This window comes from Streptomyces sp. NBC_01689 (assembly GCF_036250675.1).
In the GTDB taxonomy this organism is placed as follows: Bacteria; Actinomycetota; Actinomycetes; order Streptomycetales; family Streptomycetaceae; genus Streptomyces.
The window spans coordinates 1,441,249-1,466,800 of sequence record NZ_CP109592.1 but is presented as its reverse complement, the minus strand read 5'-3'; the positions used below and the strand labels follow the sequence as shown (position 1 = coordinate 1,466,800).

Genomic DNA, 25,552 nt, shown 5'->3' with positions numbered 1-25,552 from the left:
TTCTTCTCGGTCATCACGGCAGTGGATAGGGCTTGTTGTTGACCATCACCAGGCCCTGCAGCGGGATGGTGACGGCCCGGATCCCGACCGCGGCGACGGAGTTGACCTGGACGGTGCCGCCCGCGGTGAGCATCGCGGCACCGAGCGCCTTGAGGTTGAGGGCACCCATCGCGTCGACGGTGACCGCCCCGCCCAGGGACTTCAGGTTGACCAGCCCGCGGCCCTCGATGTCGAGCAGTCCACCGCTCTTGATCGTCAGCTTCCGGCGCGCGCTCAGGGTGAGGTCCGTGCCCGCCTCCACCGACACCGACCTGCTGCCCTTGATGGTGACGGAGCCCTTGCTGTCCACCGTGATCTCGGTCTTCGTACGGTCGAGGTTGATGGTCAGCTTGTCGTTGCCGGAGGCGATGCGGACACCCTGTCTGCGCGCCCCGGTCTGCTGGCTGAGCAGGTCGACGCGGTTGCCCCTGCGGTCGGACAGGGTGTGCCGGATCGCCTGCTTCCTGACCCCGTCGTGCAGCGGCACGTCACTGACGACGGTCGGGGTGTCCCTGCCGTTGTAGAGGCCGCCGACCACGAACGGGTGGTCCAGGGCGCCCCGGTCGAAGGCGACCAGCACCTCGTCACCGACGTCGTACGGGAACACCCCGCCACCGCCCTTGCCGCCGAGTTGCACGGTTCGCGTCCAGTCGCTCTCGTAGAGGTCGTCCAGCCAGGGGAACTGCAGCTTGACCCGGCCCTGCTTGAGCGGGTCCTGGACGTTCGTGACCAGGGCGTTGGCCACGCTCGGCAGCTTCGGCGTGCCGGCCGTGCCGCCACCGGAGGCCAGGCCGTACAGCGAGCGCCACTGCCTCCCGCTGACGGTCACCCAGGTCCGGTACGGCTCGTCGTTGCCGAACTCGTGCCGGACGGAGGTGACCGTGTACTGGCCCTCGAAGGGTTTGCCCACGTCGGTGAGGGCGATCGGCACGCCGGGGCGCAGCTTGGGGTTCCCCCAGACCACCACCTCCAGCTCCGCGAAGGACGAGGTGACGTCGTCGGCCAGGGACTCGGCGGCGAACTTGACCTCGGGCTGGCGGTCGTAGGGCGTGTCGGTCTCCACCAGTTTCGCGGTCCTGAACTTCTTCGCCGTGTCCTCGGGAGTGACGCCGATGGCGAAGCCGGCGTTGGCCGTGGCGGGAGCCGTCGCGACGAGCTTCTTCTTGGTCACCACGTCCCAGCCGCGGGCCTCGGTCTTGGCGACCTGGTCGGCGGAGGTCACCGCGGCCCGGCAGCGCAGCACGTCCACGCCGCCCTGGAGCACGAACGGGCTCTTCTCGCCGGGGGTGCTCGTGGAGGGCGCTCCGGACGCCGGGTCCGGCTCGGCGAACTGGAACCTCCCGCGGGAGTCCAGTGACATCACCATCTCGTTCTCGTCGGCGAGCCGGGCCAGGAAGTCCCAGTCGGTGACGTTGGCCTGGCTGATGAACTCGTACACGGTCCGGGTGGAGCCGACCTTGGGGCCGACCGGGACGCCGTTCAGGGCGACGAGTTTGCGCACGATGTCCGACGCGGTCTGGTTGCGGTAGGCCGCCACCCTGCGCCGGCGCAGCAGACGGTGCCCGAGGTCGTAACCGCGTACGACCGTGAAGGTCCCGGTGCCGTCGTAGTCGGTCTCCATGCCGGTGACCTCGCCGGTCAGCAGCGGGGACGAGGCGCCCTGGCCGTCGGCCACCGGCGCGAGGACCACCTCGGTGCCGCACCGGACGCCGAGATCGCCGAGCACCAGCCGGTCCGGGTCGCGGAAGGTGAGCCGGAACGCGCCGGGTACGCCTGCTCCGAGATCGACCCAGCAGCCGACCAGATCGGAGGCGATCTTGTCCGGGAGCGGGCTGCCGCCGACCGTGACGTGGACGACGCTGGAGTACGAGGCCTGCACCATCAGAGACCGACCTCCTCGGCGGCCGGGAGCACGAGCTCCGTACCGTTCGACAGCCGGGACGGATCGTCGATGCCGTTGGCCTCGGCGATCGCACGCCACGCGGACGCGTTCCCGTACTCCCGCCAGGCCAGTGACTGCAGCGAGTCGCCCGCCACGACCCGGTGCACACGCTGCGCCGTGAGCGCGCCCGACGTGGGGTTCTGGCCCTTGGTCCTGCTGGGGATCTCGTGCAGATGCACCTGACAGGTGGCCCGGATCGGCACGCCCGTCGTGCCGAAGAGCGAGTAACTCGCCTCCACGGAACCGACGTACGCCGTGAACCGCGCGGTCGAGAACGACCCCCACTGGAAGACCACCCACGGTGTGGACGGCTGCTTGGCGGCGATGCTCTTCGTCGTCACCTCGCAGCAGGAGAAGAGCGACTCGACCTTCTTCAGCACGGTGTTGCTGGTCGGGTCGTCGGAGGAGTCGAGGAAGATCTCGACGGTCAGCTCGCGCGGTTCGGGACCCATGAACTCAGGGAGGGAGCCGTCCCGCACGGCCGCGGTCGGAGTGGTCTTCCAGCGGGCGCGGCGGCTCAGGGAGAGCGTGGACGGATTGAAGTCGAAGTTGAACGTCTTGATCAACGCGCCCGGTGTCGTGCTGTGCCCGATGGGCGGCTCGTGGATGGCCAGCGTGGCGCGCACGAGACTCTTGCCCGCACCGCCCTTGCCGCCCTTTCCTGCCTTGCCTGCCATGTTCTTCGCCGTCCCTAGTCCCTGAAGTCCCCGAGTTCCCGACCGCTCCCCGTCCGTGCCTAGTCCGTGAAGCCGTGGTGGGTGATCTCCAGGACCTCCGTGGCCACACCCGGACTGGACGGATCGAGGGACGGCCCCTGCCAGCTCACCGGCAGCACGTCGATCAGCCCCCAGCGCGCCACCTCCGAACCGTCCGCGCGCAAGGCCGCGATCTGCGCGGTCGGCCGCTCGACCCCCGTCGTCACCGACGAGATCCAGGCCGCGACCTTGGCGGTGTCCGGGGTGAGCGGGCGGGTCAGCCGGATGTTGGAGAAGGTCACGCGGGACGGGAGCTGCCACACGAACCCGTTGTTGCCGCCTTCCTGGCGCTGCTCGATCTCCACCTGCGACGACAGTCCCTCACACCCGTTGAAGTAGCCGAGGCTCTCGCCGTCGATCGTCAGGGTGAAGAAGATGGTGGATCCCGGGTCGAGATCGGTGGGCATCGGAGGTGGGCCTTTCTCGGAACGGGCAGGCGGGTCGGGGGAGATCAGCGACGGGGATCGCGCAGCTTGCCGATCCGCTCGCGTTCGAGACGGAGTTCGGTCCGCAGCAGGCGGGTGATCGGACCGGCCAGCTTGTGCGTCAGCTCGTCGACCTGTCCCGGGGTCAACGCCCGGGGATCGAAGTCGACGGGGGTGTACGCGGGAGGAGCCTGCTGGCTGCCGGCAACCCGGTGTCCCGAGTGCGCGGAGGGGGGCGGGGGTTCACTCGCGGAGTACGCGGGTGGGGGGCCGGACGGAGGGGGAGGCGGTGGGGGCGCCGTCGGGTTGACGACCCGTTGTACGGGCGGGGGTGCCGCGGGTGTGACCGGCTTCGGGGCGACCGGCGCGGGGGGCGTCACCACGGCCCGCTGCACCGGGAGGGCGAGGGGCGGTGCGGCCGGAACCGCGTTGAGCGGCACGCCCGTTCGGGGCAAAGGAGGCGAAGGAGGCGAAGGAGTCGCTGGGGGCGTCGGGTGGATCGGGCGCGCTGAGCGCGCGGAGGCAGGCGAACTTGCCATACCGGATGGGCTGTTCGGGTTCGCCGGAGGCAGCGGTGCGGAGCGGTGGGCGCCGTGCTGGGCCGCGGCGATCGGCGCGCTCGGCGTCGACCGTGCCGACGGCCCGGCCGGGGCGTACGGCACCACGGATACGGGACGCCGGACGCTCGCCGGCAGGGTGGGTGTGCCCGGAGCGGTGAGGCGCTGCACGACCGGGTCGTCGCCGCGCCGTGTCCGACCGGTGACTTCCGCGGCGCCGCTGTCGCCCGTGGACACGGACGGTGAAGAGATCAGAGCCACCGCAGGCTGAACCTCGGGGGAGATCACGGTGGTTGCGCCGGTGGACGCCGTGGGACCCGGTGTGGCCGCGTTCGGTGACGGCTTTCCGCCGTGCCGTGTTCCGGAGAGCGGGCGAGACAGCACGCCCCCGGAAGCCTCGGACGCGGTGGCGGCCCGCTGTACGACGGGGGCACCGAGGCCGAGCCGTTGAACGGGTGTACCGGGCCGACGAGAACCGGCACCGGGACGGGAGACGGCGGGCTGGTGTGCCGCCGCACCCGAGGGAACGGGGACCGACGGGCCGGGCTGCAGGACCGGTGACTGCTTGTCAGTCGCGACCGATGCGGCGTCCGACGGCGTGACAGGGACGGCCTGTTGGGCACCCGGCGGCGGGCGGTCGCCGGACCCCGGGGAGCTGTCGTCGGCCGACCGTTGTACGGCGGGCAGGTCGGCGCCACCGGAACGGCCCGGGGCGGGCCGGGCGACAGGGTGCGGGCCGACCGGCGCGACGGACGGTACGCGGTCGGCCGGGACGGTACCGGAAGGACCCGTCGCGGGGACACGGAGGCCGGGCAAGGGGACGCCCGGAACAGACCTGGTCGGCGCACCCGTTGCCGGGCTACCCGCCGTGTGCGCCGCGGTCGTGCGTGGCGACGACGAGGTGATCGAAGGGGAGCCGGGAGCGGGCGCCGCTGCGGCAAGGCGTTGGACGACGGGGGCACCGGCCGTCACCGGGCCGGCCACCACCCCACCGGTGCCGGACGCGGGGGAGCGGCCGTCCGGACGCGGGCCGGTCACCGGGCGACCACCGGTCGGGTGCGCGGCCGGGGGAAGGGTGCCCGAGTCAGTCGGGCCGGGGTTCGCCGCGCCAACGACGGCGCGAGACACGGGAGTTCCGGCCGTCGACCAGCCCCGCGCCGAAGGATCACGGGTACGCGACCGGTCCGCGGGGGGAGCCGGCGCGGGAGTATGCGTGGCGAACCGCTGGACGACAGGAGCGCCGGGAGCCGCCGCGGCACCCGGTGCCGCAGGGGAGTCGATCCCCGCGGCGGCCGGACCACGGTCGCCGCCCGTTCCCCGTACCGGCACGGCCCGCCGGACCAGGGCTCCCACGGCACCGGACAGCCCGCCACGGGGTGTCGAAGGCGCTGATGACGACGGGCCGGGACGACGGATCACCGATGGGTCACCAGGTGCGCCCGCGCCCGCGTCCAAGCCGGTTCCGGTGCCGGTGCCGGTCGCCGGGACGCGCTGGACGGGCGGGGCCGCCGTCACGGCGTCGACGGGTGGCGGTACGGCCCCGGTGACGCCGTCGCGCGGGCCCGGCACGGCGCTCCCGGACCGTTCGGCACTCGGGGCGGGACGGCGGCCCAGGGAACCGCCGGTACGGGCAGGCCCCTCGGCGGGCGCGACGCGCCGCAGCGGAACGGCCGCGGGGGCGGTCCGGCGCTGGACCGCGGTGGCCGGGGGCACGGCGGGCAGGGCCGAGGTGAGGGCACGGGCGGGGGTGAGCGCACGTACCCGTGGGCGCGACGGCACGGCCGCCCCGGCGGACTGACCGGAATCCTTCCGTGCCGGGGGTTCGTGCGGGTCACGACGCGTTCCGGTGGTGCCGGACGAGGCCGGGGCCGTGGCGGAGGCGGCGCGCTGCACCGGCGGCCCCGCGGCCGGGGGCACGGACCGGGATTCCCCTCCGACGGACGGAGTGGCCGGGGACGTCCCGCCGACCGGCGCTCCCGATCGCTCCGCCGGGACTCCCGTTCCGCGCACGGCACCGGGGATTCCGGGACCGGGACCCACCCCGGGCGGGTCGAGCCGTACGGAAGGCGCCGTGGCCGGGGGTGGGGAGGACAGCGGCGCGCCCAGTGCGGAGCGCCGGCGGGGTCGGCCCGGGGCCGGGACGTCGGCGGACGGGTTCGGGGACGCCGTCGCCGGGGCCGGACCACCGGACCCGGTCGCACCGGGCACCATGGGCCCGGCACCGCCGGACGTACGGCGTTGGGCCGGCAGGCCGGGGTCCGTGGCATCGCCGCGGACCGGGGACCGCTGGACGGAGACGGAAGGGGCCGGCCCGGTGTTCGCCGCGGACCCGCCCGCGTGACCAGGAGACGCCACATCCGGTCCGGCGGGGGCGGCGGTCGGGCCGTGGGAAGCGGCCGGGGCGGCGCCGGTGGCGTCCGTGGCCGAGGAGAAGGCACGTGGAGCGGGGGAGCCGGACCCGGCCTCGCCGGTGACCGGCGGAGCGGGCGCCGTGGGTGCCGAAGGGCCGGCCGTGGTACGACGTGACGCGGACGGTGTCACCACCGGCAGCGCGCGCCGCTGTACCGCGGGTGCGGCCGACGCCCTGGTGAGCCCGGCCGGGGCCGCGGGTCGGGTGGCCGCGGACGGGACCGCTGTCACGCTCGGGCCGGTCGGCACGACCGGGACCCCCGCGCGCCCCGCGGGAACGGGGCCGGCCGTGTCCACCGGTGGCGCCACCGGCAGGGAGAGCGAGGGGAGTTCGAGGCCGGAGGCGGGCAGCGCGGACGTGGTCGCCGTGCCTCGCACCAGGCCGCCGGGCGCACCGTCCAGCACGGCGTGCGAGAGGGTGCCCGTGAAGGAGGGGTTCTGCCAGGTCGTCAGCCGGCCGCCGAACCCGGAGTCGGCGACGGAGCCAGGGCCGGCCAGGGCGCGCTGGATGGGCGGCATCGAGGACCAGGCGGCGGACCGCACCACCCGGTCTCCCGTTCCCCCGCCGGAATCGCTCGCCCCCGGGGACGCACTCGCCGCCGGGGCGACACCGGCGGACGGAGCCGTGCCGTCGCCCGTGACGGGACCGTCGGCCGGGCCGGTGACCGGCAGGCCGCCCGTCGTCCGGTCCCGTCCGCCGTTCCGCAGCCGGTCAAAGACGCCCACGCCGCGTCACCTCTCCCCGGAGCCGCGGTGGACGAGCGCCGCGATCTGCTCCGTGCAGCGGCGCCGGTCACGGTGTTCGAGGTCCAGGATGGTCTCCAGGCTCCAGTGGAAGTGGTAGGCGATGTACGCGATCTCCTCGTGGATACGGTCGGTCGCGTACGTCACGATTCCCCCAGGCGGCTCCCGCCGAGTTCGACCTCGAACGGCTCCTCGCAGTGCGGGCAGGTGACGGCGGCACGGGTGTGCCCCTCGGCGTTGACCTGGCGGTAGAAGTCCTGCAGGAACGCGAGGTCGGAGGCGAACATGTTCTCCACCACCCCGTCGTGGACCAGGGGCAGTGTGCCGAGCCGGGTGATGACCCGGCCGAGGAGCACCACGGACAGGTAGGCCGGGTTCTCCTGGACGCGCATGTCCCGGAGCGGGATCAACTCGTCCCGTGCGGTGGCGAGTCGCATCACGCCGAGGCGGTGCACGGTGCCGGAGTCGTCGACGTACCCGCGCGGCAGCTCGAACTCGAACTCGGTGCGCAGGGGTTCCGGTGACGCGGCCGGGGCCGGGGCCGGAGCAGCGGACTGCTCCGGCCCCGGCCGGGCTTCCGCCTCCGCCACCGGTTCGGCGACGGCCGCGGCCCCGGCGGCCCTGGGAGCCGTACGGCGCATTACTCGATGACCAGTTCTTCGAAGGTGATCGTGACGGTCTCGGTGAGCGCGGAGGCCTCGCCCGCCTTGACGGTGCTGGTGTCGATCTTGCTGCACCAGGCGTTGCGCATGTTGTACCGCTTGACCGGGTTGTTCTGATAGTCCATCACCATGATGGTGGCGTTCTTGCGCGCGGTGCTCATCTGACCGGCGACCGACTCGGTGATCCACTGGTTGAAGGCGGCCGACTGCGTCATGCCGCGCACCACCGTGCAGGTGCCGGCCTTCTTCACACCCGGCAGCTTCTTGGTGACCGGGATGCCTTGCGAGGAGACCTGCTGGTACTCGATGACGTCCTGCTCGATGCTGAGGCCGCTGACCTCCGCGAGGTACTCGACCATGACACCGTCGATCTGCAGGCCGAAATTGTGTGAGGTGAGGGCGTCACCGGGCTGGAGACTCATCTGATCTCTGTCCTTCTGAGGGTTCTGACACGTACGAAGTGCGGCCGGTGACCGCCGGGGCGGTCACCTCGACGCGGACCGCCGGCGCGCGGACTACTCCTCCAACTCGCCGTTCCCGCTGGAGAACTGGGCCAGCCGGAAGATCACGAACTCGGCGGGCTTCACGGGCGCGATGCCGATCTCGCAGATGACCCGGCCGAGGTCGACCGACTCCGGCGGGTTGGTCTCCTCGTCACACTTGACGTAGTAAGCCTCCTCCGGCCGTGAGCCGAAGAGAGCGCCGTTGCGCCACTCGTTGACCAGGAACGCGGACACGTTGCGCCGGATCCGGGCCCACAACGCGTGGTCGTTCGGCTCGAACACCACCCACTGGGTGCCGATCAGGATCGACTCCTCCAGGTAGTTGAAGTACCGGCGGATGTTGAGATAGCGCCAGGCCGGGTCGGAGGACATGGTGCGGGCACCCCAGACGCGGATGCCGCGGCCGGGGAAGGCACGGATGCAGTTGACGCCGATGGGGTTGAGCAGGTCCTGCTCGCCCCGGGTGATCTGCAGCTCCAGGTCCACCGCACCGCGGACGACCTCGTTGGCGGGGGCCTTGTGCACCCCGCGCTCGGAGTCGTTGCGGGCCCAGATGCCGGCGACGTGGCCGCTCGGCGGAATCGTCCTGGTCTGGCCCGTCGCCGGGTCGAACGCCTTGATCCAGGGGTAGTAGAGAGCCGCGTACTTGGAGTCGTAACCCGCCGTCTCCTGGCGCCAGACACGGATCTGACGGGCGTTGAGGCTCGGCGGCGGGTCGATGACGGCGACCCGGTCACCCATCAGCTCGCAGTGCGCGATCAGACCGAGCTGGACGGCCTTGACCGCCTCCAGGTCGATCGCGCCGCGCTGGTAGGCGGCCATCAGGTCGGGCACCGCGACCATCGAGACCTCGTCCACGGCCTCCAGGCCGCCGAAGCCGGTGCGGTCGGCCGAGTCGCCGAGGTACTGCGCCGGGCCGGGGTGACCGTCCCGCTCCTCGTCCCGCACGGCCGGTGCCGAGGGCGCGGGGGCGGCCAGCGCCACCGTCTGGTTGTCGGGGCGGACCAACTGCGCGGCGGGCGCGGCCTCCTGCACGGTGATGAGCTTCGAGCGCTCCTTCACCTGCGTGACCACGTAGGTGCGGCCGCCCTTCTTCGCGGTCACGTCGAAGGTCTCGACGGCCTTCTCGCCGTCCTTGACGATCAGCCTGAACCGCTCCGCGGGGCCCTCGCCGTCGGGGTCGGCGACCTCGACGCTGAGCGAGCCGCCCGCGACGGCGCTGACCGTGAACGTGCCGAGCTGCTGCGGTTCCCCGGGCATCAGCGCGGCCTGTGCCGCGGAACCCGCCACCGCGGCCGGAGCCGCCGCGTCGCCGTTCACGCCGCCCGGCACCCCGCCGACCCGCACGACATAGGCGGCGGAGCCACCGTTGTTGAAGAACCCGTAGACGGAGTGCGCGAGGTAGTACCCGTCGGTGAACTCACCGAAGGCCGCGACGTACTGCGTCCAGTTGGTCACCAGCGTCGGCTCGTTGAGCGGTCCCGACGGGGCGAGCCCGACGAAGGCCGCCACCGAGGTGCCCACCCCCTCGATCGGACGAGAGCCGCTGGCCACCTCCTCGACGTAGACGCCCGGCGACAGGTAGGACGGCATGCTCTGCTCTCCTCGGGGTACGAGATGGGACGTCATTCAGCCTCACGCGCGAAGCGCGTGCGCCGAAACGTCCTGCGGTACCTGCCCGGGGGCAGAGATGGTGCCCGCAGGGGCAGCCCGGCGTGCCGCCCGTACCGCCGCCCCTCGGCCCTGCCCCCGCCGTTGCCCCCGAGTACGTTCCCTCCGGGCCGCTCCGTCCGGTAGGCCTTGGAGGCTGCTGCACCCGCGTTCGAGGGGAGTCCCAGTGCACGCACAGGACAAGGACACCGACAAGACCCGTGGCCGGGCGGGTGCGGCCGGCCCGGCCGCACGGGCCGCCGCGCCGGGACCCGCCGGCCGGCTCCAGGTGCTGCAGCGCGCCGCGGGCAACGCGGCGGTGGCCCGCGCCGTCGAGGAGCAGCGCCACGAGCACGGCGCGGACTGCGGACACGGCCCGTCCGTGCAGCGCTCCGCGGTGCACGAGGTGCTGCGCTCTCCCGGGCGGCCGCTGGACGCACCGCTGCGGACGGAGATGGAAGGCCGTTACGGCGGTGAGGACTTCAGCGGCGTACGCGTCCACACCGACGCGGCGGCCCGGCAGGCGGCGGCCGCGATCGGCGCGAAGGCCTTCACCTCCGGTGCCGACGTGGTCTGGGACGGCCAGGACAAGCACGTCCTCGCCCACGAGCTGGACCACTACCGCCAGCAGAGCCGGGGTCCCGTCCCCGGCACCGACAACGGTTCCGGACTGATGGTGTCCGACACCGGGGACTGGGCCGAGGTCCAGGCCGAGGAGAACGCCCGGCGGGTGATGAGCGGGGCGCCCCCGGTGCAGCGCGCGGTCGCCGACGGCACGGGGACGACCGGCCCCGGGCAGGCGTCGGGGGCACCGGCGATCCAGCGCACCGTCTGGACCTACAACGCCAGCACCCGGACGCACGGCGTCACGGGCGGGCAGCAGGAGGGTGTCTGGCAGGACGAGGCGAATCCCCACCGCACCGCCACCTCGGCCCAGTTGGGCGCCCCCGGTGCCCATCACGGGGACACGTTCGACGACGCCACCGGACGTCACTTCGGCAGCGGCAACATCGCCTTCTCGCAGCGCGGCACCATCCCCGACACGCCCCAGGCGCACCGGGACGGCACCGCCTACAAGGAGCGCGAGGCCAACGTACGCAGAGCGCTGGTGGAGACCAAGCAGCGTCTCGCCACGGCCCTCACCATGGTGAGCGCGAGCGGCGCCCCCGGCGGACCGGTGCTCGACGCGCTCCGCTCCGGCTTCCCGGCCTTCCAACGGGCCACGCCCCAGGAGATCCAGCCGCTCCTGCCCCACGTCGCCGAGGTGCTCCGCCGCGTCCAGCGGGGGCTGGACGCGGCGGGCGCGCAGATAGCGCTGGCCGGCGAGACCTCCTGGTACGACCTCGGGGCGCTCGGATCCAACCAGGTCAACGTGGCCGGGTGGGTCGCCCCCACCGTCGGCGAACGCCTCAGTCCGCACGACATGAAGAGCGAGGAACTGCCGACCATGGACGCCGGGCGCGGCGGCCCGATCAACCTGCGCGCCCTCGGCGAGAACGTCTGGTACATCATCCACGAGGCCACGCACCGGTTCGCGGGCACGCTCGACTACCAGTACAGCCCCTACGAGCACGAACTCAACGAGGACCGGGCCGACACGGGAACGGCGCAGACGCTGGGATGGAGTCAGCAGGAGCTCGCCGACTACTCGGCGGACCGGCTGGGCAAGCGGGTCGCCCGGGACGCGGACCAGTACACCGGCAAGGACGAGTCGGCCCACCCCGCGAAGCAGCTGAACTGGTACGCGATGGGCCGCCGGGCCCTGATGAACGCCGACTCCTACGCGCAGTTCGTCCTCGTGGCGACCGGAGGGACGCTGCCCCGGCGCTGACCGGCGGCCGACTGGACTCCACCGGTGCCGCGGGCGGTTCGGGTCGTCCGGCAAGGGCAGCGGGCCGCGGTCCTTCGGGCACCCCACCGTGCCCCGACGCCTGCTGACGGGAGCGCGCCCGCGGTCATAGCGTCGACAGGTGAGCCTATGGACTTCGCTGGAGCCCGCCTCCAGCACTGTGGATCCCGGTGGCAGTACCAAGGTGCGGCTGCGTCTGCGCAATACCGGTGATGTGGTGGACGAGTACCGTTTCGAGCCGGTGGGTGAGGTGGCTCCGTGGACGTCGGTGGAGCCGCGGAGTCTGCGGCTGTTTCCGGGGACGACGGGGACGGTGGAGCTGACGTTCGCGCCGCCGCGCAGTCCTGACGCGAGCGCGGGTCCTCATCCGTACGCCGTGCGGATCACGCCGACCGAGCATCCTGAGGCGACGACGGTCCCTGAGGGCAACCTGACGATCACGCCTTTCACCGAGGTGCGGGCGGAGCTGGTGCCGCCGACGGTCAAGGGGCGGTTCAGGGGGCGTTCGAGGCTGGCGATCGACAACCTCGGCAATACGCGGTTGACGGCGTCGGTGGGTGGGGGCGATACCGGGGATCATCTGTCGTACGACATCCATCCGGGGAATGTGCAGATCGAACCGGGGCGGGCGGCGTTCGTCAAGGCGACGTTGAGGCCGCGGCAGATCATCTGGTTCGGGTCGAAGGAGCAGCGGCCTTACGCGCTGAGTGTGCAGCGGTCCGGGGTCAAGGCCCAGCCGGTGGAGGGGACGTATGTCCAGCGTGGTTTCCTGCCGCGCTGGCTGGCGACGTTCCTGGGGGTGTTCATGGCGCTCGCGATCACCTTCGTGATGCTGTGGCTGGCCTACAAGCCGCAGGTCCGCAGCGCCGCCACGGAGAAACTCCAGGAAGCCGGCGTCAGCACCCTGCCGCCCAGTCCCTCGCCGTCCCTGCCGCTCCCGCCGCCCTCGATCCCCGCCCAGGCCCCGACCCAGGAGGCCGCACCGACCCCGACCGGGAAGCCGGCCGGCGGAGGCGGCGGGGGCGGCGGTCAGGAGAAGAAGAAGGAGGAGACCAAGGCCCCCGTGGTGACGGCGGCGACCGCGGTCACCCGGCTCGCCGCCGACGACCCGGGCGTCCGGCACATCTGCTACCGGGCCTACGAGACGGGCGAGGGCTGGCAGAAGCCGGTCTGCGACGGCGCGCTGGCGGGCACGGTGGGACAGAACCGGCCGATCAAGTCCCTCAACCTCGCCGTGTCCGGCACCAAGGGCGTGAACGGCAACGAGTTCGTCCACGTCAAGGAGTGGCTGAACCCCTGGACGAGCGTGGCCGACGGCGTCGACCTGTATCTCGGATCCACCAAGGCCGACGACCCGTACATGCTGGCCTTCGGCATCAACGTGGGTGAGGGGACCATCTGCCAGAACGCCCACGTCCACGACCGGGCCTGGCTCGGCCTGCAGTGCAACAAGCCGCCCTCGTACATCTTCGGCGGCACCCTGGACCAGTCGCTCTGGCTCGAAGCCGTCAAGTTCACCGTGTGACGGGACGCGTCCGCCACCTGACGCGTCGGTGCCCGGCTGGTCCATGAGGAACCGGCCGGGCACCGTTACGTCTCGGCGCGGGCCGGGGGAGCGGGGCCGGGCCCGGTGTGCGGGACCGCGGTCCGTGGCGCGGGAGTCACCAGCTCCCCTCGCCCGGCACCAGCCGCCCCGCCTTGCGGTACTCGCGCCGCGCGCCCTCCAGCAGATCCGCCGTGGTGACCTCCGCGTCACGGCCCGCTGCCGTGTAGGCCGCGGTGACGACGGCGCTGCGGATCGAACCCCCCGCGAGCTCGAAGTCCCGGGCGACAGCCCGCGGGTCGATGCCGTCGGCACGCGGTACATGGGTCAGGGCGTGCCACCACAGGGCCAGCCGCTGGTCCGCGTCCGGGAACGGGAAGTCCACCACGAGGTCGAGCCGGCGGGTGAACGCCTCGTCGATGTTGGCGCGCAGGTTGGTGGTCAGCAGCGCGATGCCTTCGAAGGACTCGAGACGCTGGAGCAGATAGGAACTCTCCATGTTGGCGTACCGGTCGTGCGCGTCCTTGACCTCGGACCGCTTGCCGAACACCGAGTCCGCCTCGTCGAAGAGGAGGACGGCATCGGTGCGGTCGGCCTCGGTGAAGATGCGTTCCAGGTTTTTCTCGGTCTCGCCGACGTACTTGTCGACGACGGAGGAGAGCTGCACCACGTAGAGGTCGAGGCCGAGTTCGGCGGCGACGACCTCGGCGGACAGGGTCTTGCCGGTTCCCGAGTCGCCGGCGAACAGGCCGAGGACACCCCGGCCCCGTCCGCCGCCCGCGCTCAGCCGCCACTCGCCGAGGACACGGTCGCGGTGCCGGGCGCGCAGGGCCAGTTCACGCAGTTGCCCGAGCGGTCCGTCGGGCAGGACGAGGTCGTCCCAGCCGACGTCGGGACGGACCCGGCGGGCGTGCTGTTCGAGGCCCGAGGCCGACTGCTGCCGGGCGGCGAGGCGCAGATGGGCCGGGGTGAGCGGGCCGCCGTCGAACGCGGCGAGGTCCCGCGCGGCACGGGCGGCACGTACGATGCGGTCGCCGCCGAGCCGGTAGGGCGCGACGACCGGCGCGAGGTCGAAGCCGGTTCCGGCTCCGGGCGCGGTCTCCTCGCCGAGTGCCGTCGCCCACGCCTCCACGGCAGCTGACCGCAGCCGGGGCGCGTCGAGGACGAGCGGATCACGGTGATCGCACCAGTGCGGGTCGTAGGGTCGGCCGTCGCTGAACAGGACGGGCACGTCCTCCACCGCCAGGGCCCGCATCAGCGGCGCGGGGTCCTCCGGCAGCGGGGACACGACGATCGCGCAGTTCCGCAGCCGCGCCTCGCGCAGGAGTTCGGCGATCGGCTCCTGAGCGTCGGTGCCGCCGGGGGTGAGGTGGAGCGCCTCCCGTCCGGAGCGGCCCAGGGCGGCCGCGGCGCAGGCGAGACCGTCTCCGGCCCGGTGCTCGCGCAGGTACACGGGGAGCCGTCCCCGGGCCAGCCGGTCGGCGAGCCGGAGCAGGAAGTCCTCGTCGTACCGCTCGCCCCGCCCCGGCGCGCGCACTCCGCGGACCCGGCCACTCAGCGCCGCGTCGAGTGTCTCGTCCCCGAGCAGATGCGCCACCAGCCGGTCCGGAACACGCAACGACCGGCTGAGGAAAGGGCGTTCGGGCTCCTCGACCACCACGAGGCCCAGTGCGGACAGCGGTGCCGAAGGGTGGAAGCGCGCCCGGGAGGCGGCCTGATGGGCGGGAAGTCCGCACAGGTCGAGCGCGAGTCCCGTGGTGGCCCGGCGGCGGCCCACGTCGTCGTTGAGGTAGCCGTACAGCGGCTCGAAGGTGCGCTCCAGGTCCGGAGCGAGGGCGATGAGCAGGATGCGGACGTCGAGTTCGGTCAGTCCGAGACGTCCGGCGAGCAGGTCCAGGCGGTCGCCCCGTTCGGGGTTCCAGTCCTCGGACACCGGGTCCTGCCCGGCCGGTTCCAGCAGGTGCCGGACCGCTTCCTCGGACAGGTACAGGCCGCGCAGCGGATCGGTCGCGGTGGGGTCGGTGGCACTGCGCCGTTCCACCAGCAGGGCCACCCGCTCGCGCAGCAGGGACAGCCGGGAGAGGAGGGGGTCCGCCGGGTCCCCGTACGCTTCACCGGGCGTGGAGGAGGCGGCGACGGCCCCCGGGTCGTACGGACTCACTCGGGGCGCTTCTCTCCGTCGGGGCGACCGGTGGCGCCGTGATCCTCGGCGGGCCCGCTGCCGGACGGGACGGGGCGGGACGCCGTGCCGGACGAGGGGGTGCCGGACGAGGAAGCGGCGGACGAGGCCGGGCCGGCAACTGCCGGGGTCCGCGCCAAGTGCCGTGTCTGGTGGTGCCGTTCGGGCGATCCCTCCAGCGTGCCGTCCATGCCGCGCACGCGGACCGCGGCGCCCTCGGTGACCGGCGGGCCCGCGTCGTACTCCGGGTACGCGGGGAACGGCGCGGTCACCACCAGGTCCAGCGAGGGCTTCAGTTCGCCCCCGAGCGCGGACCAGATCTCGGCCAGGGACCTGGACTCGGTGTGCAGCCCCGCCACGGTCAGCGGCACGGACAGGCCCAGCGCGCCGAGCGCGCCCGGGAGTTGCTCGGGGGGCAGGACCTCGTGGGGGAGCAGGGTGGCCAGTACGGCGGACAGCAACCGGTGTTCGTCCTGCGGTTGTTTGGTCCAGGCCGTCACGAGATAGGACAGCCGGAACCAGCGGGGCGGCTGGCGGCGGCGCAGCACGACACCGCGCTCGTCGCGCACGGCCATGGCACCGCGTTCACGGCGTCTGACGTCCTCGCGGATGTCGTACAGATACGTGTTGACGGCGGGTCCGTTGCGCCGGGCCGCCCACTCGCGGGTCGGCGCGTCGAAGGAGACGTCGATACCGGACCCGGCGAGCGCACCGCTGCCGAGCAGTCGCTTGAGGACCTCGTCGACCTCGTGAATCACCGTCGTGCTCCCCCGCGCCGTGCTGTGTCGTGCTGTGCCGTGTGGTGCCGGGTTCTCGCCGCGCACCGCCCTGTCCCGTGCGACGGGCCGCGTGCGAGGGGCCGTCGGGCTCAGATGTAGCCTTCCCGGAGGGCGTAGGCCACGGCGTGTGCGCGATTGCGCAGATGGAGCCGGGTGGTCAGTCCGTGCATGACGTTCTTGACGGTCCGTTCGGAGTAGGAGAGTTTGCTCGCTATCTCTCCGGTGTCCAACCCCTCGGCGATGAGCCTCAGGACGTCGATCTCACGCGGTACCAGGCCGGCCAGCGGTGCTCCGGGCCGTCCGGCCGCGGTCCGCTGGAGCGAGCCCACCTGAGTGATGAGGCGTCCCAACAGGTCCGCGGGCAGGTCGCCGTCGCCCCGCGAGGCGGCGAGCACGGCCTGCACCAGGCGGTGTGCGCTGGCCTCGTGCCGCCAGACGATGGCGCCGACCCCGCACTCGATGACGTCCAGGAGCTCGGCCTCGCGGATCGTGCCCACGACCAGGACGGCGCGTGCGCCTTCGCTGCGCACCAGCCGGCGCAGCCGGGCGAGCGTCGTCTCGTCCGGGCTCTCGTTGACCAGGACGGCCACCGCGCCGGGGCCCGCCTCCGTGCCGTCGAGGAGGTCGATGACCGGGTGCCTGTCCAACTGGCTGCGGACACCGGCCTGGGAGATCGGATCGGGTGCCTGGACCACCACGGGGATGCGGTTTCCCGAGTCCACGGACCGGGATTCGGCCTGTCGGTGTGACACGTCTGCGTCAGTGGTCCGTAATGAACTGCGCAACCGTTTCTCCCAAATCCACGTACTCGTCGCCCCGTGTGCTGCCTGTGGCCGAAGGGCTTGTCCCAGACTTCTGGGCCTGGTGTGCCTCGCGCAATCGTGGACGACCACGAGACGTACCACGAGATCGATCATGAAGAAGTCCACGACAGGAGGCAGCGATGGGTGACGGACTCGAAACGCTGCGGGAACGCCGGGAGGCACTGGAGCTGGTGGCGGCCGAGGCGGACCGGGCACGTGCCGGGTCCGGCCGACTGGTGCTGCTCAGAGGCGCCACCGGAACGGGACGTACCGCCCTCCTGGCAGCGGTCGCCGGACAGGCGGCGGCCCGTGGCACCCGCGTACTGCGCGCCCGCTGCTCGCCCGACGGGGACACCGCCCCCTTCGCTCCGGTCCGTCAACTGCTGGCCTCCGGCGGCGCGTTCGAGAGCGGGGTCGAACCCTGCCCGGATCCCGCCGACACCCCGCACCGTTGGACCCGCGCGGAACACCTGTGGGACCAACTGCGCGCTTACGCCGTGGAGTCACCGGTGCTGGTGGCCGTCGACGACGTGCACTGCGCCGACGAATCCTCACGCCGCTGGTTCGTCGAGGCCGCCCGCCGGATCGACCGGCTCCCCGTCCTGCTCGTGGCCACCGAGCGGAGTCAGTACGACCTCGACCCGCCCCCGGCAGGTCTGGCGCACGCGCTCTCGCCCACCCTCGTCCGCACCCACACCCTCGCCCCGCTCGGCGCCGGCGCCGCCGTGCAACTGGTGCGCGCGGAGTTCGCCGACGCCCCGCCGTGCTGGGTGGACGACTGCGTACGGGCCGCCGCCGGCAGCCCGTTGCTGCTGCGGGCCCTGCTCGACGACCTCCGCGCGCGCGATCCCGACGGTGCCCGGCCCACCACCCTGCCCGAGTCCTGCGCGGCGCTCTACCCGGGCGCGTTCCCGGCCGCCGTGACCTGGTGGCTGGACAGCGCCGGACCGGCCACGGCGGGAGTGGCCCGCGCCCTCGCGACGCTCGATGACGACGCGCTGGAGGACGAACACCCCCGGGAGACGGCCGAACTGCTCGCCCGGATGGCGGGCGCGGACCCCGCCCGGGTGCCCGGCTGGCTCACCGCCATGACCCACCTCGGCCTGCTGCGTCCCGGAGCCCGGGGACGACCGGGGTACGCCCACCCCCTCTTACGCGACGCGGTGCTGAGCGGCTGGCCGAGCGCTCGGCGGGGAACCGCCCACCGTACGGCGGCCGAGGTGATGCTCCGCCGGGGCGATCGCGCCGAGACGGTCGCCGGCCAGCTCCTGCGGGCACCGGTCGTCGGAGCTCCCTGGGCCGCGACCACCCTCCTGGACGCCGCCGACCTGGCGGTGCGCGACGCCCGGCCCGACGACGCCGTGGCCTTCTTGCGCCGGGTGCTCGACGAACCCCTCACGGCGTCCCGCCGCACCACGGCACTCACCGAACTGGGCTCCCTGGAGTTCGCCGTCGCCCGCTCGTCCGCCGGGATCCCGCGGCTGACCGAGGCGACCCGGCTGCCGGGCATGCCCCAGGACCGGGTACGCGCGGCGGTGGCCCTCGGCACGGTACTGGCCCGGCGCGGCAAGGCACACGCGGCGATGGACGTGCTGCGCGGCCTCGACGAGCAACTGGCGGACCACCCCGACCTGATCCGGCTGCTGCAGACCGCTTCCGCGCTCCTCTCGGACCACGACCACGGAATCCGTGAGGAGGCCTACCGCTGGCTGTACGGCGCCGCCGAACGCTCCCCCGACCTGGTCGGCACGGCCGGCCGGGCGCTCCTCGTCCGCCATGACGCGACGGCCGGGCTGATCTCCGCCGCCACGGCCATGGAACGGATCCGCGCCCTGCTCGGCGAACCGGTCGACGCGCTCGCGGAGCCCTTCCTGCTGGGCACGGCGGCAGCCGTCGCGCAGTGGGCCGACGAACTGGAGGAGGCCGAGGCGCTGGTGCGCCGGGGGCTGGCCCGGCAGCGGCTCTCGCTGCTCCACCCGATGCACGACGCGCTGCTCAGCGTACGGGCGGACATCGCCGCGGCCCGCGGAAGGTACGCGGAGCTGCTCGATGGTCCCGAGGTCCGGCGGAGCGGCGAGCGGGCCCGCCGGGGTCCGTCCAACGCGCATGCCCACGCCCTGATGGCGCTCGTCGAGGCCGGCCGCGCCGAGGAGGCGTCCCGGCTCGCCGACGGCTTCGATCTCCGGGACGCCCACGACTCCTGGGAACTCAACCGGTTCCTGTACGCGCGAGGAGTCCTGCGGTCGGCGACGGGCGATCGGGCGGGTGCCCTCGACGACTTCCTGGAATGCGGGCGGCGGCAGACGGCGCGGGACGTGCTGAGCCCCGTGGTCACGCCCTGGCGCACGGCGGCCGCCGTCTGCCACACCGCGCTCGGCAGGCCGCAGGACGCACTCGCGCTGGCCCGGGAGGAGTTGCGGCTCGCCCAGGTGTGGGACACCCCGCGGCTGGTGGGCCGGGCCCTGTCCGGACTGGCGACCGCCACCGGGGGCCGACGCGGCCTCGAACTCGCCGACCGGTGCGTGCGCATGCTGCGGGACGCGGCCGTCGAGACCGAGCTGATCCCCGCCCTGATCGCGCAGGGGCGCCAGTACGTCGCGGCGGGGGACCGGGCGCGGGCCCGGGACGCCCTGCGCGAGGCGGCCGGACGGGCCGAACGGCTGGGCGCCGCGCGGCTGCGGGCGCGGGCCGAGGAGGCCCTGCCGGAGGGCCGTTCCCGCGGCGCGGCGACGGCGCTCACCGGATGGGAGGCCCTGACCGGCAGCGAACGCCGGATCGCCGCGCTGGCGGCCGGCGGCCGGACGAACGCCGAGATCGCCGCACTGCTGCACCTCGCCCGGCGCACCGTCGAGACCCATCTGACCAGTGCCTACCGCAAGCTCGGCATCCGTCGCAGGGCGGAGCTCACCGCCGTGATCAAAGGACGGGCCGCGGACCCCGGGCAACCGGCCGAGGTGCCGGGCGCCTGAGACGGCGGCCCCGCGGCCCGCACCGGGCCGGGCTGTTCGCGTCCCCCTCGGTGGGGCCGTTGCGTGTGACGGCGCGGCCCCACGGGTCAGGAGGAGGTGAGCCGTCCGTCCGGGTCGTGGAGCCGGCCCCGCAGGGCGGGGTCCCGGAGCAGGTGGCGCACCTGCGGCGCGGGCATCCGCACCACCACGGGGACCGGCAGGGTGAGATCCCGCACGGCGACGGACGGGGCGCCGGACCGCCCCCGGTCGCTCACCCGGGCCACCACCCGTACGTCCAGGGTGAACTGGACGAGCGTCGACTCGGCCTTCGGCTTGTGCAGAGGCATGGACCCGGAGCCGTGGGCGGCCGCTTCGATGGCACCGCCCGCGCGGTCGGCGTGGCCGAGGAACTGGTTCATCCGGAACTCGTCCGCGTTCAGCACCCCCGCGCCCCCCAGCCCCCGTACCGCCGTGCCGTGCTCCGTCGCCTGCTGATGGTCCGTGCCGGTGGGACGGGGAGCGTCCAGCGTGCTCTGCGCCACCGTCTCGAAGGTCATCTTGTCGCCCACCCCCAGCACCCGTCCGTCGTGCAGCCTGGCGTGCAGCGAGGTGCGCAGGTCCTGACCACGGGCGCCGGAGGCGTGGACGGGCGGCAGGTCGGCGCCGGCCGCCGTCAGCAGCGGCAGGGCGGAGATCAGCCACTCGGTGGAGACCGCCTCGCGCTGGGTGTACGCCGCCGCGTCTCCCGTCCGCCGGAAACGCTCACCCCCGTGCGCCGCCCGTACCGTGTCCTCGATCACCCGCCGGATCTCGGGCGCCCCGCGGAACCCGTTGACCTGTGCCTCCATCGGCAGGCTCACCCCGCGCGCGTGCCAGGCCCCCAGCCGGTCCGCCGCGGCGTCGTCCGGCCGCAGGAACGCCTGTCCCGTCCGGGCGCGCGGCACCGGCCGCAACCGGGACAGCGCTTCGAGGTCGTGCGCCAGGACACGGTGGACCAGCGACTGGCCGCCGAGCCTGGCGAGGCCCACCCGCCCCTTGGACGAGTGCAGTTCGAGGGTCGCCTCGATCGGGACACGCATCCTGACCGAACGTGCGGAGGCCTCGGCCACGGTCTTCACGCCCAGCCGACCGCGTCCGACGGCGGCGGACCTGGTCACGTCCGAGACACCGACACCGAGCCCGCCGGAGGCGCCGACGCTCCGGAGCGGGCCCCCGCCGCCCTCCGGTTTCCCCGCTCCGGCCACGACTCCTTCGAGGGTGCGTACGTCGCCGGCGTCGGCGCTGTGCGCCTTCTGCACGGCGGCCGAGGTGATGTACTCCATGTCGCGGCCGTCGGCCGCGTCGCCCTCGCCCGTGCCGGGCCGGGTGCGCCGTACGCGGAACACCGCCCAGTACGGCGTGCCGCGACCGTGGAACAGCTCCACGGGGACACCGCCGTCCATGGCCCCGGAGAGCAGTCCGGCGGATCCGTCCCGGTCCAGGACGCGGAGCAGCCGCTGCATGTTGTCGTTCGGATCGGCCAGTTGCAGCCGGGGGAGCAGGGCGTCCGCGAGACCCCGGTCGCGGCGCCCGACGTCGGTCCGCAGCCGTTCGAGCAGCGGGACGAAATCGGGCAGTTCCTCGATCATGCCGAAGCCGAGGGGCAGTTCCCGGGCCAGGGTGGGCGCGGTCGCCGCGGGCGTCGTCGATCCGTCCGCCCGGCGGTCGGTCCGGGACGAGCCGGCCGGCTCCGGACCGGTCCGGTCACCCGGTGCGGAGCGCCCGTCGACGGCCGAGGTCCCCGCGACGGCCGCGGAGCCGGGCGCGTCCACCGCGGGCGGGGGTTTCCGCGCGGCCGCCCCCGGCAGCCGCAGACCCGCGGCCCGTACCTGCTCCTCGGTGAGCCATACCGCCGCCGCGGCGGGCAGGGTCCGCTCGCCCTTCGCCACGTACGGGCCGCCTCCGGTGACCTTGACCTCGGCGACCATACGGACCACCAGGTCGCAGTGGACCAGGTGGAGGGGGCGGCTGCGCGGGGTGTGGGCGTTGCGCTCGACGCTGCCGCTCAGCGTCGTCGCCACGGCGCCGCCCCTGCTCACGCTCCGGCCCGCCGACACCCCCTCGCCGATCCGCCACTCGGCGCCGTTCTCCGCGCCGAGGAGCCCTCCCTGCACCGTGGTCGTGGTGCCGCGGCCCTCCTGTCCGCCGGCCTGGTGGCCGCCGAGGACGAACGTCTCGGTCCCCGGTCCGGTGCCCCGCGCCACGATCTCCGGGTTGACGAGGGCGAACCGGGTGCCCACCGCGCCGTCGAGGGCCGTGAGCCTCCGCGGGTGGCGCAGGCCCTTGACCACCCAGCCGGAGGAGACGGCCTGGCGCAGTGCCGAGGTGATCGCCTGCGGGCTGAAGCGCTCCTCGACCGCCAGCCGCGGTGCGAGCCCCTCCGTCTCCAGCGCCCGGTCCGCACGCGTCTCCCGGCCGCGGGCCGCGGCCCGCGCCAGCAACTGGAAGGCGAGCTCCCGGACCGGACCCCCGTCGCCCAGGGTTTCCACCAGCGCCCAGTCCCTGACCGACCGGCCCGCGATCGACCGGGGCGTCATCGTGGACAGGTCGCCGATGCCGGACGCGGTGAACTGCCGCTGGGGCGTCCCCGGTCCGGCCGTGCGGGTCCTGGTACGGGCCGTCAGCCGGTCCTTCGTCTCCGTGTCCAGGGTGAACGCGGTCGGCGTGAGCAGGCGGACGTCCTGTTCCGCCGACGCCAGCGCTTCCGTGTCCGCGCTGGACGCGAGGAGTTCGGCCCCGGGGACGTCCCGGCCCGGGGCACCTGGGGTGAGGGCGCGCCGGGCGGTCCGCTCGCGGGTGGTCAGGGTGACATCGACGTCGAGGCGCAGCGCTCCGCCGAAGGAACTGGTGCTTTCACCGCCGTTGGTCAGCACGTCGGTACGCGTCGCCGGGCCCGCCTGGTTGCGCCGGGAGCTCTGCCGGGTCCGCTCGCCGCGCACCGAGGCGGACAGCACTCCCGGAACGAGCCGGAACTGGCCGAGCGCGAGGCCCCCGACCGAGCGTGAACTGGAACGGCCGCTCTGGGAGGTGCTGCTGACCCCGGAGTGGCTGCGCACCAGCCAGTCCGCGGTGTCGCCCAGATGTCCCGTCTCGCGGAGCGCGCCGACGACCCGGACCTGCACGTCGTGCGCGTGCCACCGGCTCTTGCGCCGCATCCGCACACGGATCCCGGAGGAGAGCAACTGGTCCTTGTTCACCCGCAGGTTGGTCTCCGAGAGCACGGTGACGAGCTCGCGGTAGTTGCGGCGCTGCGCCTCGGCCTCCTCGCGGCTCACCTCCGCCGCGGGCCCCGGGCCGAAGGAGGGCAGATACCCCGCGAGCCGCGGATCGGTGGTGAAGAGGCGTTCTATGCCGGACAGCAGGGGCGCGGTGTCGAGTCGGCTGATCGTGACGCTCGATCCCATGGCCCCGAAGGGCAGATGACGTCGGGTGCCCCGGACCGCGTGCGAGCCGCCCGGCTCCGCTTCCGTCTCCGCCCCGGCCGGGCCGCCGGGGGCCGCGGTGTTCCCACCGCGCTTCCTCACCCCGGTGTGCCGGCCGGCCGGTGCGGTGTCCGTGGCGGCGGAGCCGGAGTCCACCCCGGTGTCGGCCCCGGCGGGCGCCGCGACCATCGGGCTCGCGGTGACACCGTCCGGCAACGGGAGCCCGAGCGCCTGGGCCTCGTCGGCCCGCAAGCCGACCCAGACGTCCATCGAGTGCTGCGCGCCGCGCGTTCCCGCGCGCACCCTCATCGCGGGGGAGAGCGGCCCGGTGCCCTCGGCACGGAACCGCACCCGGCCGAAGTAGAGCACCTTCTCACCCCGGACCTCGGCCCCCTGACGGCTCGTCACCGTCTGTTCGGCCACGGTGAACCGCGCCTTGCGTGCGGCCGCCGTGGGCATGACCGTCCCGCGCACCGCCGCCGCGCCGCCGAGGACGCCGAACCCGGCCGCCGGACCCGCGCCGAAGGCGCCGCCGCGCCCCTTGCCCGCCGAGTGGGACACCGTGTGCTGTGTCTGCTGGTGTGTACGCAGTTGCGTCCCGCCGATCGACCAGGCCGGTGCGAGGCCGGTGAGATCGGCCCGCATCCGGTAACTGCCGGTGGCGCTGCCGTCCTTGGCCACCAGGTCCTCGCCCATCACCCAGCCGGCCAGCAGCCGGGGCAGGTCCTCCAGCACGGTCGTGGTGGACGTGGCGTCGTGCAACCGGGCCCGCCCCGGCGCGCCCGGAGAGGTCAGCGAAGGGTGCAGCACGGAGCGGACGGTGTCGAACAGCCCGCCGCCGCCCGGTTCCGGCGCCGCCGCGTCGTCCAGCGCGACCGGGGCCAGGGAGTCCGCGAGCCGCACCCGGTTCGCCGACACGGCGTCCAGGGGCCGCAGCCGGTCCGGCGCGGGCGCCTCGGCGGTGACGGGCACCAGGTGTTCGGTGGGCACCCGCATCGTCAGCGCCCCGCCGCTGCCGAAGGTCTGCGCGGGCTCGCCCTGCCGCCTGATCCGGACGCCGTAACGCACCCGTCTCGGGATCTCGACCGAGCCCTTGTCGCTGCGCAGCACACGCGGTTCGGACACGGCCTTCTGCACCCGGGTGTCCCTGCTGGACAGGAACGGCTGCGCGTTCGCCGAAACGGCTCCGCCGGCCCACACACCGGGGACCACCGGCGCCAGCCCGAACGCCATGAAGTTGGCCCCCTGCGCGGCCGAGCGTCCCGAACTGTGGCTCACCGCACCCGAGGTGTCGTGCTGGGCGTCCACCTTGACGGCGGCCCCCTCGGCCTCGCGCGCCGCCTGTGCCGCCTGCCGGGGGTCGGTCCCGGCCCGGGGCGCGGAGGTGCCGTCGCCGTCGCGCCCGTCGTCGGCGCGGGCCCTGCCCTTGCCCTTGCCCGCGGAGGTCTCCGCCGCGGCCGGGAGGGCGGCCACGGCCCGGTCCTGGTCGGCCGCCGCGGCCCGTGCCCCCGCCGCCTCGGGTGGGACGAAGGTCTCGGGCAGGTCGGCACTGTCCCGGGACACGGTGACGGTGACGTCGTACCAGCCCTTCCCCTCGGGCCCTTCGACGGTGAAGGAGCGCCCCTGGCCGTAGAAGCTCTCGGGGCGACCGGCCAGTTCCTCGCGGATCTCGGCCACCGCCCCGTCGGAGCGGCCGACGACCGTGGCGAGAGTGGTGGAGACGAACTCGTGCCCGGTCAGCCGGTACGCCGTGGAGAGGCCGGCGGCCCGTAACTCCCGGAGGTAGGGCGGCAGTCCGAGGGGCACATGGGGTGCGGCCGGGGCGGTGGCGGCCGCCGGGGTGCCGGGCCGCCGCCGGCCGCCGCGGCCCGCGCGAGCGGCGGTGGCGCGCGGGGGAACGGTCCGCGTCTCCAGCCCGCTCTCGTCCTCCTCCTGGAGGGCCGGAAGCACCGTGGGCAGCTTGACGGCGGCCCCGCTCTCCGGGAGTTCCTCGACGGTGGCCGGCACGGCGGGCCCGGGGCGCGGAGCGAGCCCGGTCCCGGCCGGGCCCTCGACCGCCGGGGAGCGCCCGCGCAGCGCGCGGGCCGTCGCCGCGTTCCCGGCGGACCGCTGCAGGGCCGGCAGCACCTGAGGAGTCATGCCGGGGGCCGTCGCCGCGGACGCCGGCCGCACCGCCTGGATCCTGTTGGTCCCGCCTGCCGTGTCCGTACCTGCGGGCCCCCGGCCGCGGTCACCCGCCCCGCCGTCGCCGCCCGACGTCTGCCGCTGCCTACGCACAGTGAGCCGTCCCCGTCGCGGGGCGGC

15 protein-coding genes are annotated in these 25,552 nt (G+C 74.0%); 3 read left to right on the top strand and 12 right to left on the bottom strand.

Annotation, left to right across the window (positions count from 1 at the left end):
- Positions 1 to 13: 13 nt before the first annotated feature.
- The 8 genes from OG776_RS06210 to OG776_RS06175 all read right to left on the bottom strand — a co-directional run bounded on the left by OG776_RS06210 (position 14) and on the right by OG776_RS06175 (position 9,629).
- Complete coding sequence (locus OG776_RS06210; protein ID WP_148014395.1) at positions 14 to 1,921, bottom strand: VgrG-related protein; 1,908 nt, start codon at positions 1,919 to 1,921, stop codon at positions 14 to 16.
- Entirely contained in the window at positions 1,921 to 2,658 is a 738-nt protein-coding gene (locus OG776_RS06205; RefSeq protein ID WP_148014394.1) for a CIS tube protein, read from the bottom strand. The genes OG776_RS06210 and OG776_RS06205 overlap by 1 nt, the downstream gene beginning before the upstream one ends.
- Positions 2,659 to 2,717: 59 nt before the next feature.
- Complete coding sequence (locus tag OG776_RS06200; RefSeq protein ID WP_148014393.1) at positions 2,718 to 3,143, bottom strand: phage tail protein; 426 nt, start codon at positions 3,141 to 3,143, stop codon at positions 2,718 to 2,720.
- Between the two features lie 44 nt (positions 3,144 to 3,187).
- A complete protein-coding gene (locus OG776_RS06195) occupies positions 3,188 to 3,310 on the bottom strand; it encodes a hypothetical protein (RefSeq protein WP_329319409.1) in 123 nt (40 codons plus the stop codon).
- Positions 3,311 to 6,859: 3,549 nt separating this feature from the next.
- Positions 6,860 to 7,018, bottom strand: coding sequence for a DUF6760 family protein (locus tag OG776_RS06190; protein ID WP_187286066.1), 159 nt, complete (start codon positions 7,016 to 7,018; stop codon positions 6,860 to 6,862).
- Positions 7,015 to 7,512 (bottom strand): hypothetical protein, encoded by a 498-nt coding sequence (locus tag OG776_RS06185; protein ID WP_329326374.1) that lies wholly within the window; start codon positions 7,510 to 7,512, stop codon positions 7,015 to 7,017. Before OG776_RS06185 ends, OG776_RS06190 begins: the two co-directional genes overlap by 4 nt.
- Entirely contained in the window at positions 7,512 to 7,955 is a 444-nt protein-coding gene (locus tag OG776_RS06180) for a phage tail protein (protein ID WP_148014391.1), read from the bottom strand. Before OG776_RS06180 ends, OG776_RS06185 begins: the two co-directional genes overlap by 1 nt.
- A 93-nt stretch (positions 7,956 to 8,048) precedes the next feature.
- Positions 8,049 to 9,629: a phage tail sheath family protein gene (locus OG776_RS06175; RefSeq protein WP_329319406.1), complete on the bottom strand. Its 1,581-nt coding sequence runs from the start codon at positions 9,627 to 9,629 to the stop codon at positions 8,049 to 8,051.
- Positions 9,630 to 9,873: 244 nt separating this feature from the next.
- Here OG776_RS06175 and OG776_RS06170 point away from each other — a divergent pair, with 244 nt between their 5' ends.
- Positions 9,874 to 11,517, top strand: coding sequence for an eCIS core domain-containing protein (locus OG776_RS06170; protein ID WP_443077213.1), 1,644 nt, complete (start codon positions 9,874 to 9,876; stop codon positions 11,515 to 11,517).
- Positions 11,518 to 11,656: 139 nt separating this feature from the next.
- A complete protein-coding gene (locus OG776_RS06165; RefSeq protein WP_329319404.1) occupies positions 11,657 to 13,060 on the top strand; it encodes a hydrolase in 1,404 nt (467 codons plus the stop codon).
- Between the two features lie 136 nt (positions 13,061 to 13,196).
- Here OG776_RS06165 and OG776_RS06160 read toward each other — a convergent pair whose 3' ends face one another.
- From OG776_RS06160 to OG776_RS06150, 3 genes are all read right to left on the bottom strand, one after another.
- A complete protein-coding gene (locus OG776_RS06160) occupies positions 13,197 to 15,239 on the bottom strand; it encodes an ATP-binding protein (protein WP_148014388.1) in 2,043 nt (680 codons plus the stop codon).
- A complete protein-coding gene (locus tag OG776_RS06155; RefSeq protein WP_222723878.1) occupies positions 15,236 to 16,015 on the bottom strand; it encodes a DUF4255 domain-containing protein in 780 nt (259 codons plus the stop codon). Before OG776_RS06155 ends, OG776_RS06160 begins: the two co-directional genes overlap by 4 nt.
- A gap of 110 nt (positions 16,016 to 16,125) precedes the next feature.
- Positions 16,126 to 16,788, bottom strand: a complete 663-nt coding sequence (locus OG776_RS06150; protein WP_148014387.1) for a helix-turn-helix transcriptional regulator — start codon at positions 16,786 to 16,788, stop codon at positions 16,126 to 16,128.
- A gap of 191 nt (positions 16,789 to 16,979) precedes the next feature.
- Between OG776_RS06150 and OG776_RS06145 the strand changes: the two genes are divergently transcribed.
- Positions 16,980 to 19,808 (top strand): AAA family ATPase, encoded by a 2,829-nt coding sequence (locus tag OG776_RS06145; protein WP_329319400.1) that lies wholly within the window; start codon positions 16,980 to 16,982, stop codon positions 19,806 to 19,808.
- Between the two features lie 86 nt (positions 19,809 to 19,894).
- Here the strand turns inward: OG776_RS06145 and OG776_RS06140 are convergent, their stop codons facing one another.
- On the bottom strand, positions 19,895 to 25,387 hold the full coding sequence (locus tag OG776_RS06140; protein WP_329319398.1) for a hypothetical protein: 5,493 nt from the start codon (positions 25,385 to 25,387) through the stop codon (positions 19,895 to 19,897).
- Between the last annotated feature and the right edge of the window lie 165 nt (positions 25,388 to 25,552).

Excerpts from the sequence above, each read along its gene's own strand:
- OG776_RS06210 (WP_148014395.1), bottom strand. The coding sequence starts at position 1,921 with ATGGTGCAGGCCTCGTACTCCAGCGTCGTCCACGTCACGGTCGGCGGC.
- OG776_RS06205 (WP_148014394.1), bottom strand. The coding sequence starts at position 2,658 with ATGGCAGGCAAGGCAGGAAAGGGCGGCAAGGGCGGTGCGGGCAAGAGT.
- OG776_RS06200 (WP_148014393.1), bottom strand. The coding sequence starts at position 3,143 with ATGCCCACCGATCTCGACCCGGGATCCACCATCTTCTTCACCCTGACG.
- OG776_RS06185 (WP_329326374.1), bottom strand. The coding sequence starts at position 7,512 with ATGCGCCGTACGGCTCCCAGGGCCGCCGGGGCCGCGGCCGTCGCCGAA.
- OG776_RS06180 (WP_148014391.1), bottom strand. The coding sequence starts at position 7,955 with ATGAGTCTCCAGCCCGGTGACGCCCTCACCTCACACAATTTCGGCCTG.
- OG776_RS06175 (WP_329319406.1), bottom strand. The coding sequence starts at position 9,629 with ATGCCGTCCTACCTGTCGCCGGGCGTCTACGTCGAGGAGGTGGCCAGC.
- OG776_RS06145 (WP_329319400.1), top strand. The coding sequence starts at position 16,980 with ATGGGTGACGGACTCGAAACGCTGCGGGAACGCCGGGAGGCACTGGAG.
- OG776_RS06140 (WP_329319398.1), bottom strand. The coding sequence starts at position 25,387 with ATGACTCCTCAGGTGCTGCCGGCCCTGCAGCGGTCCGCCGGGAACGCG.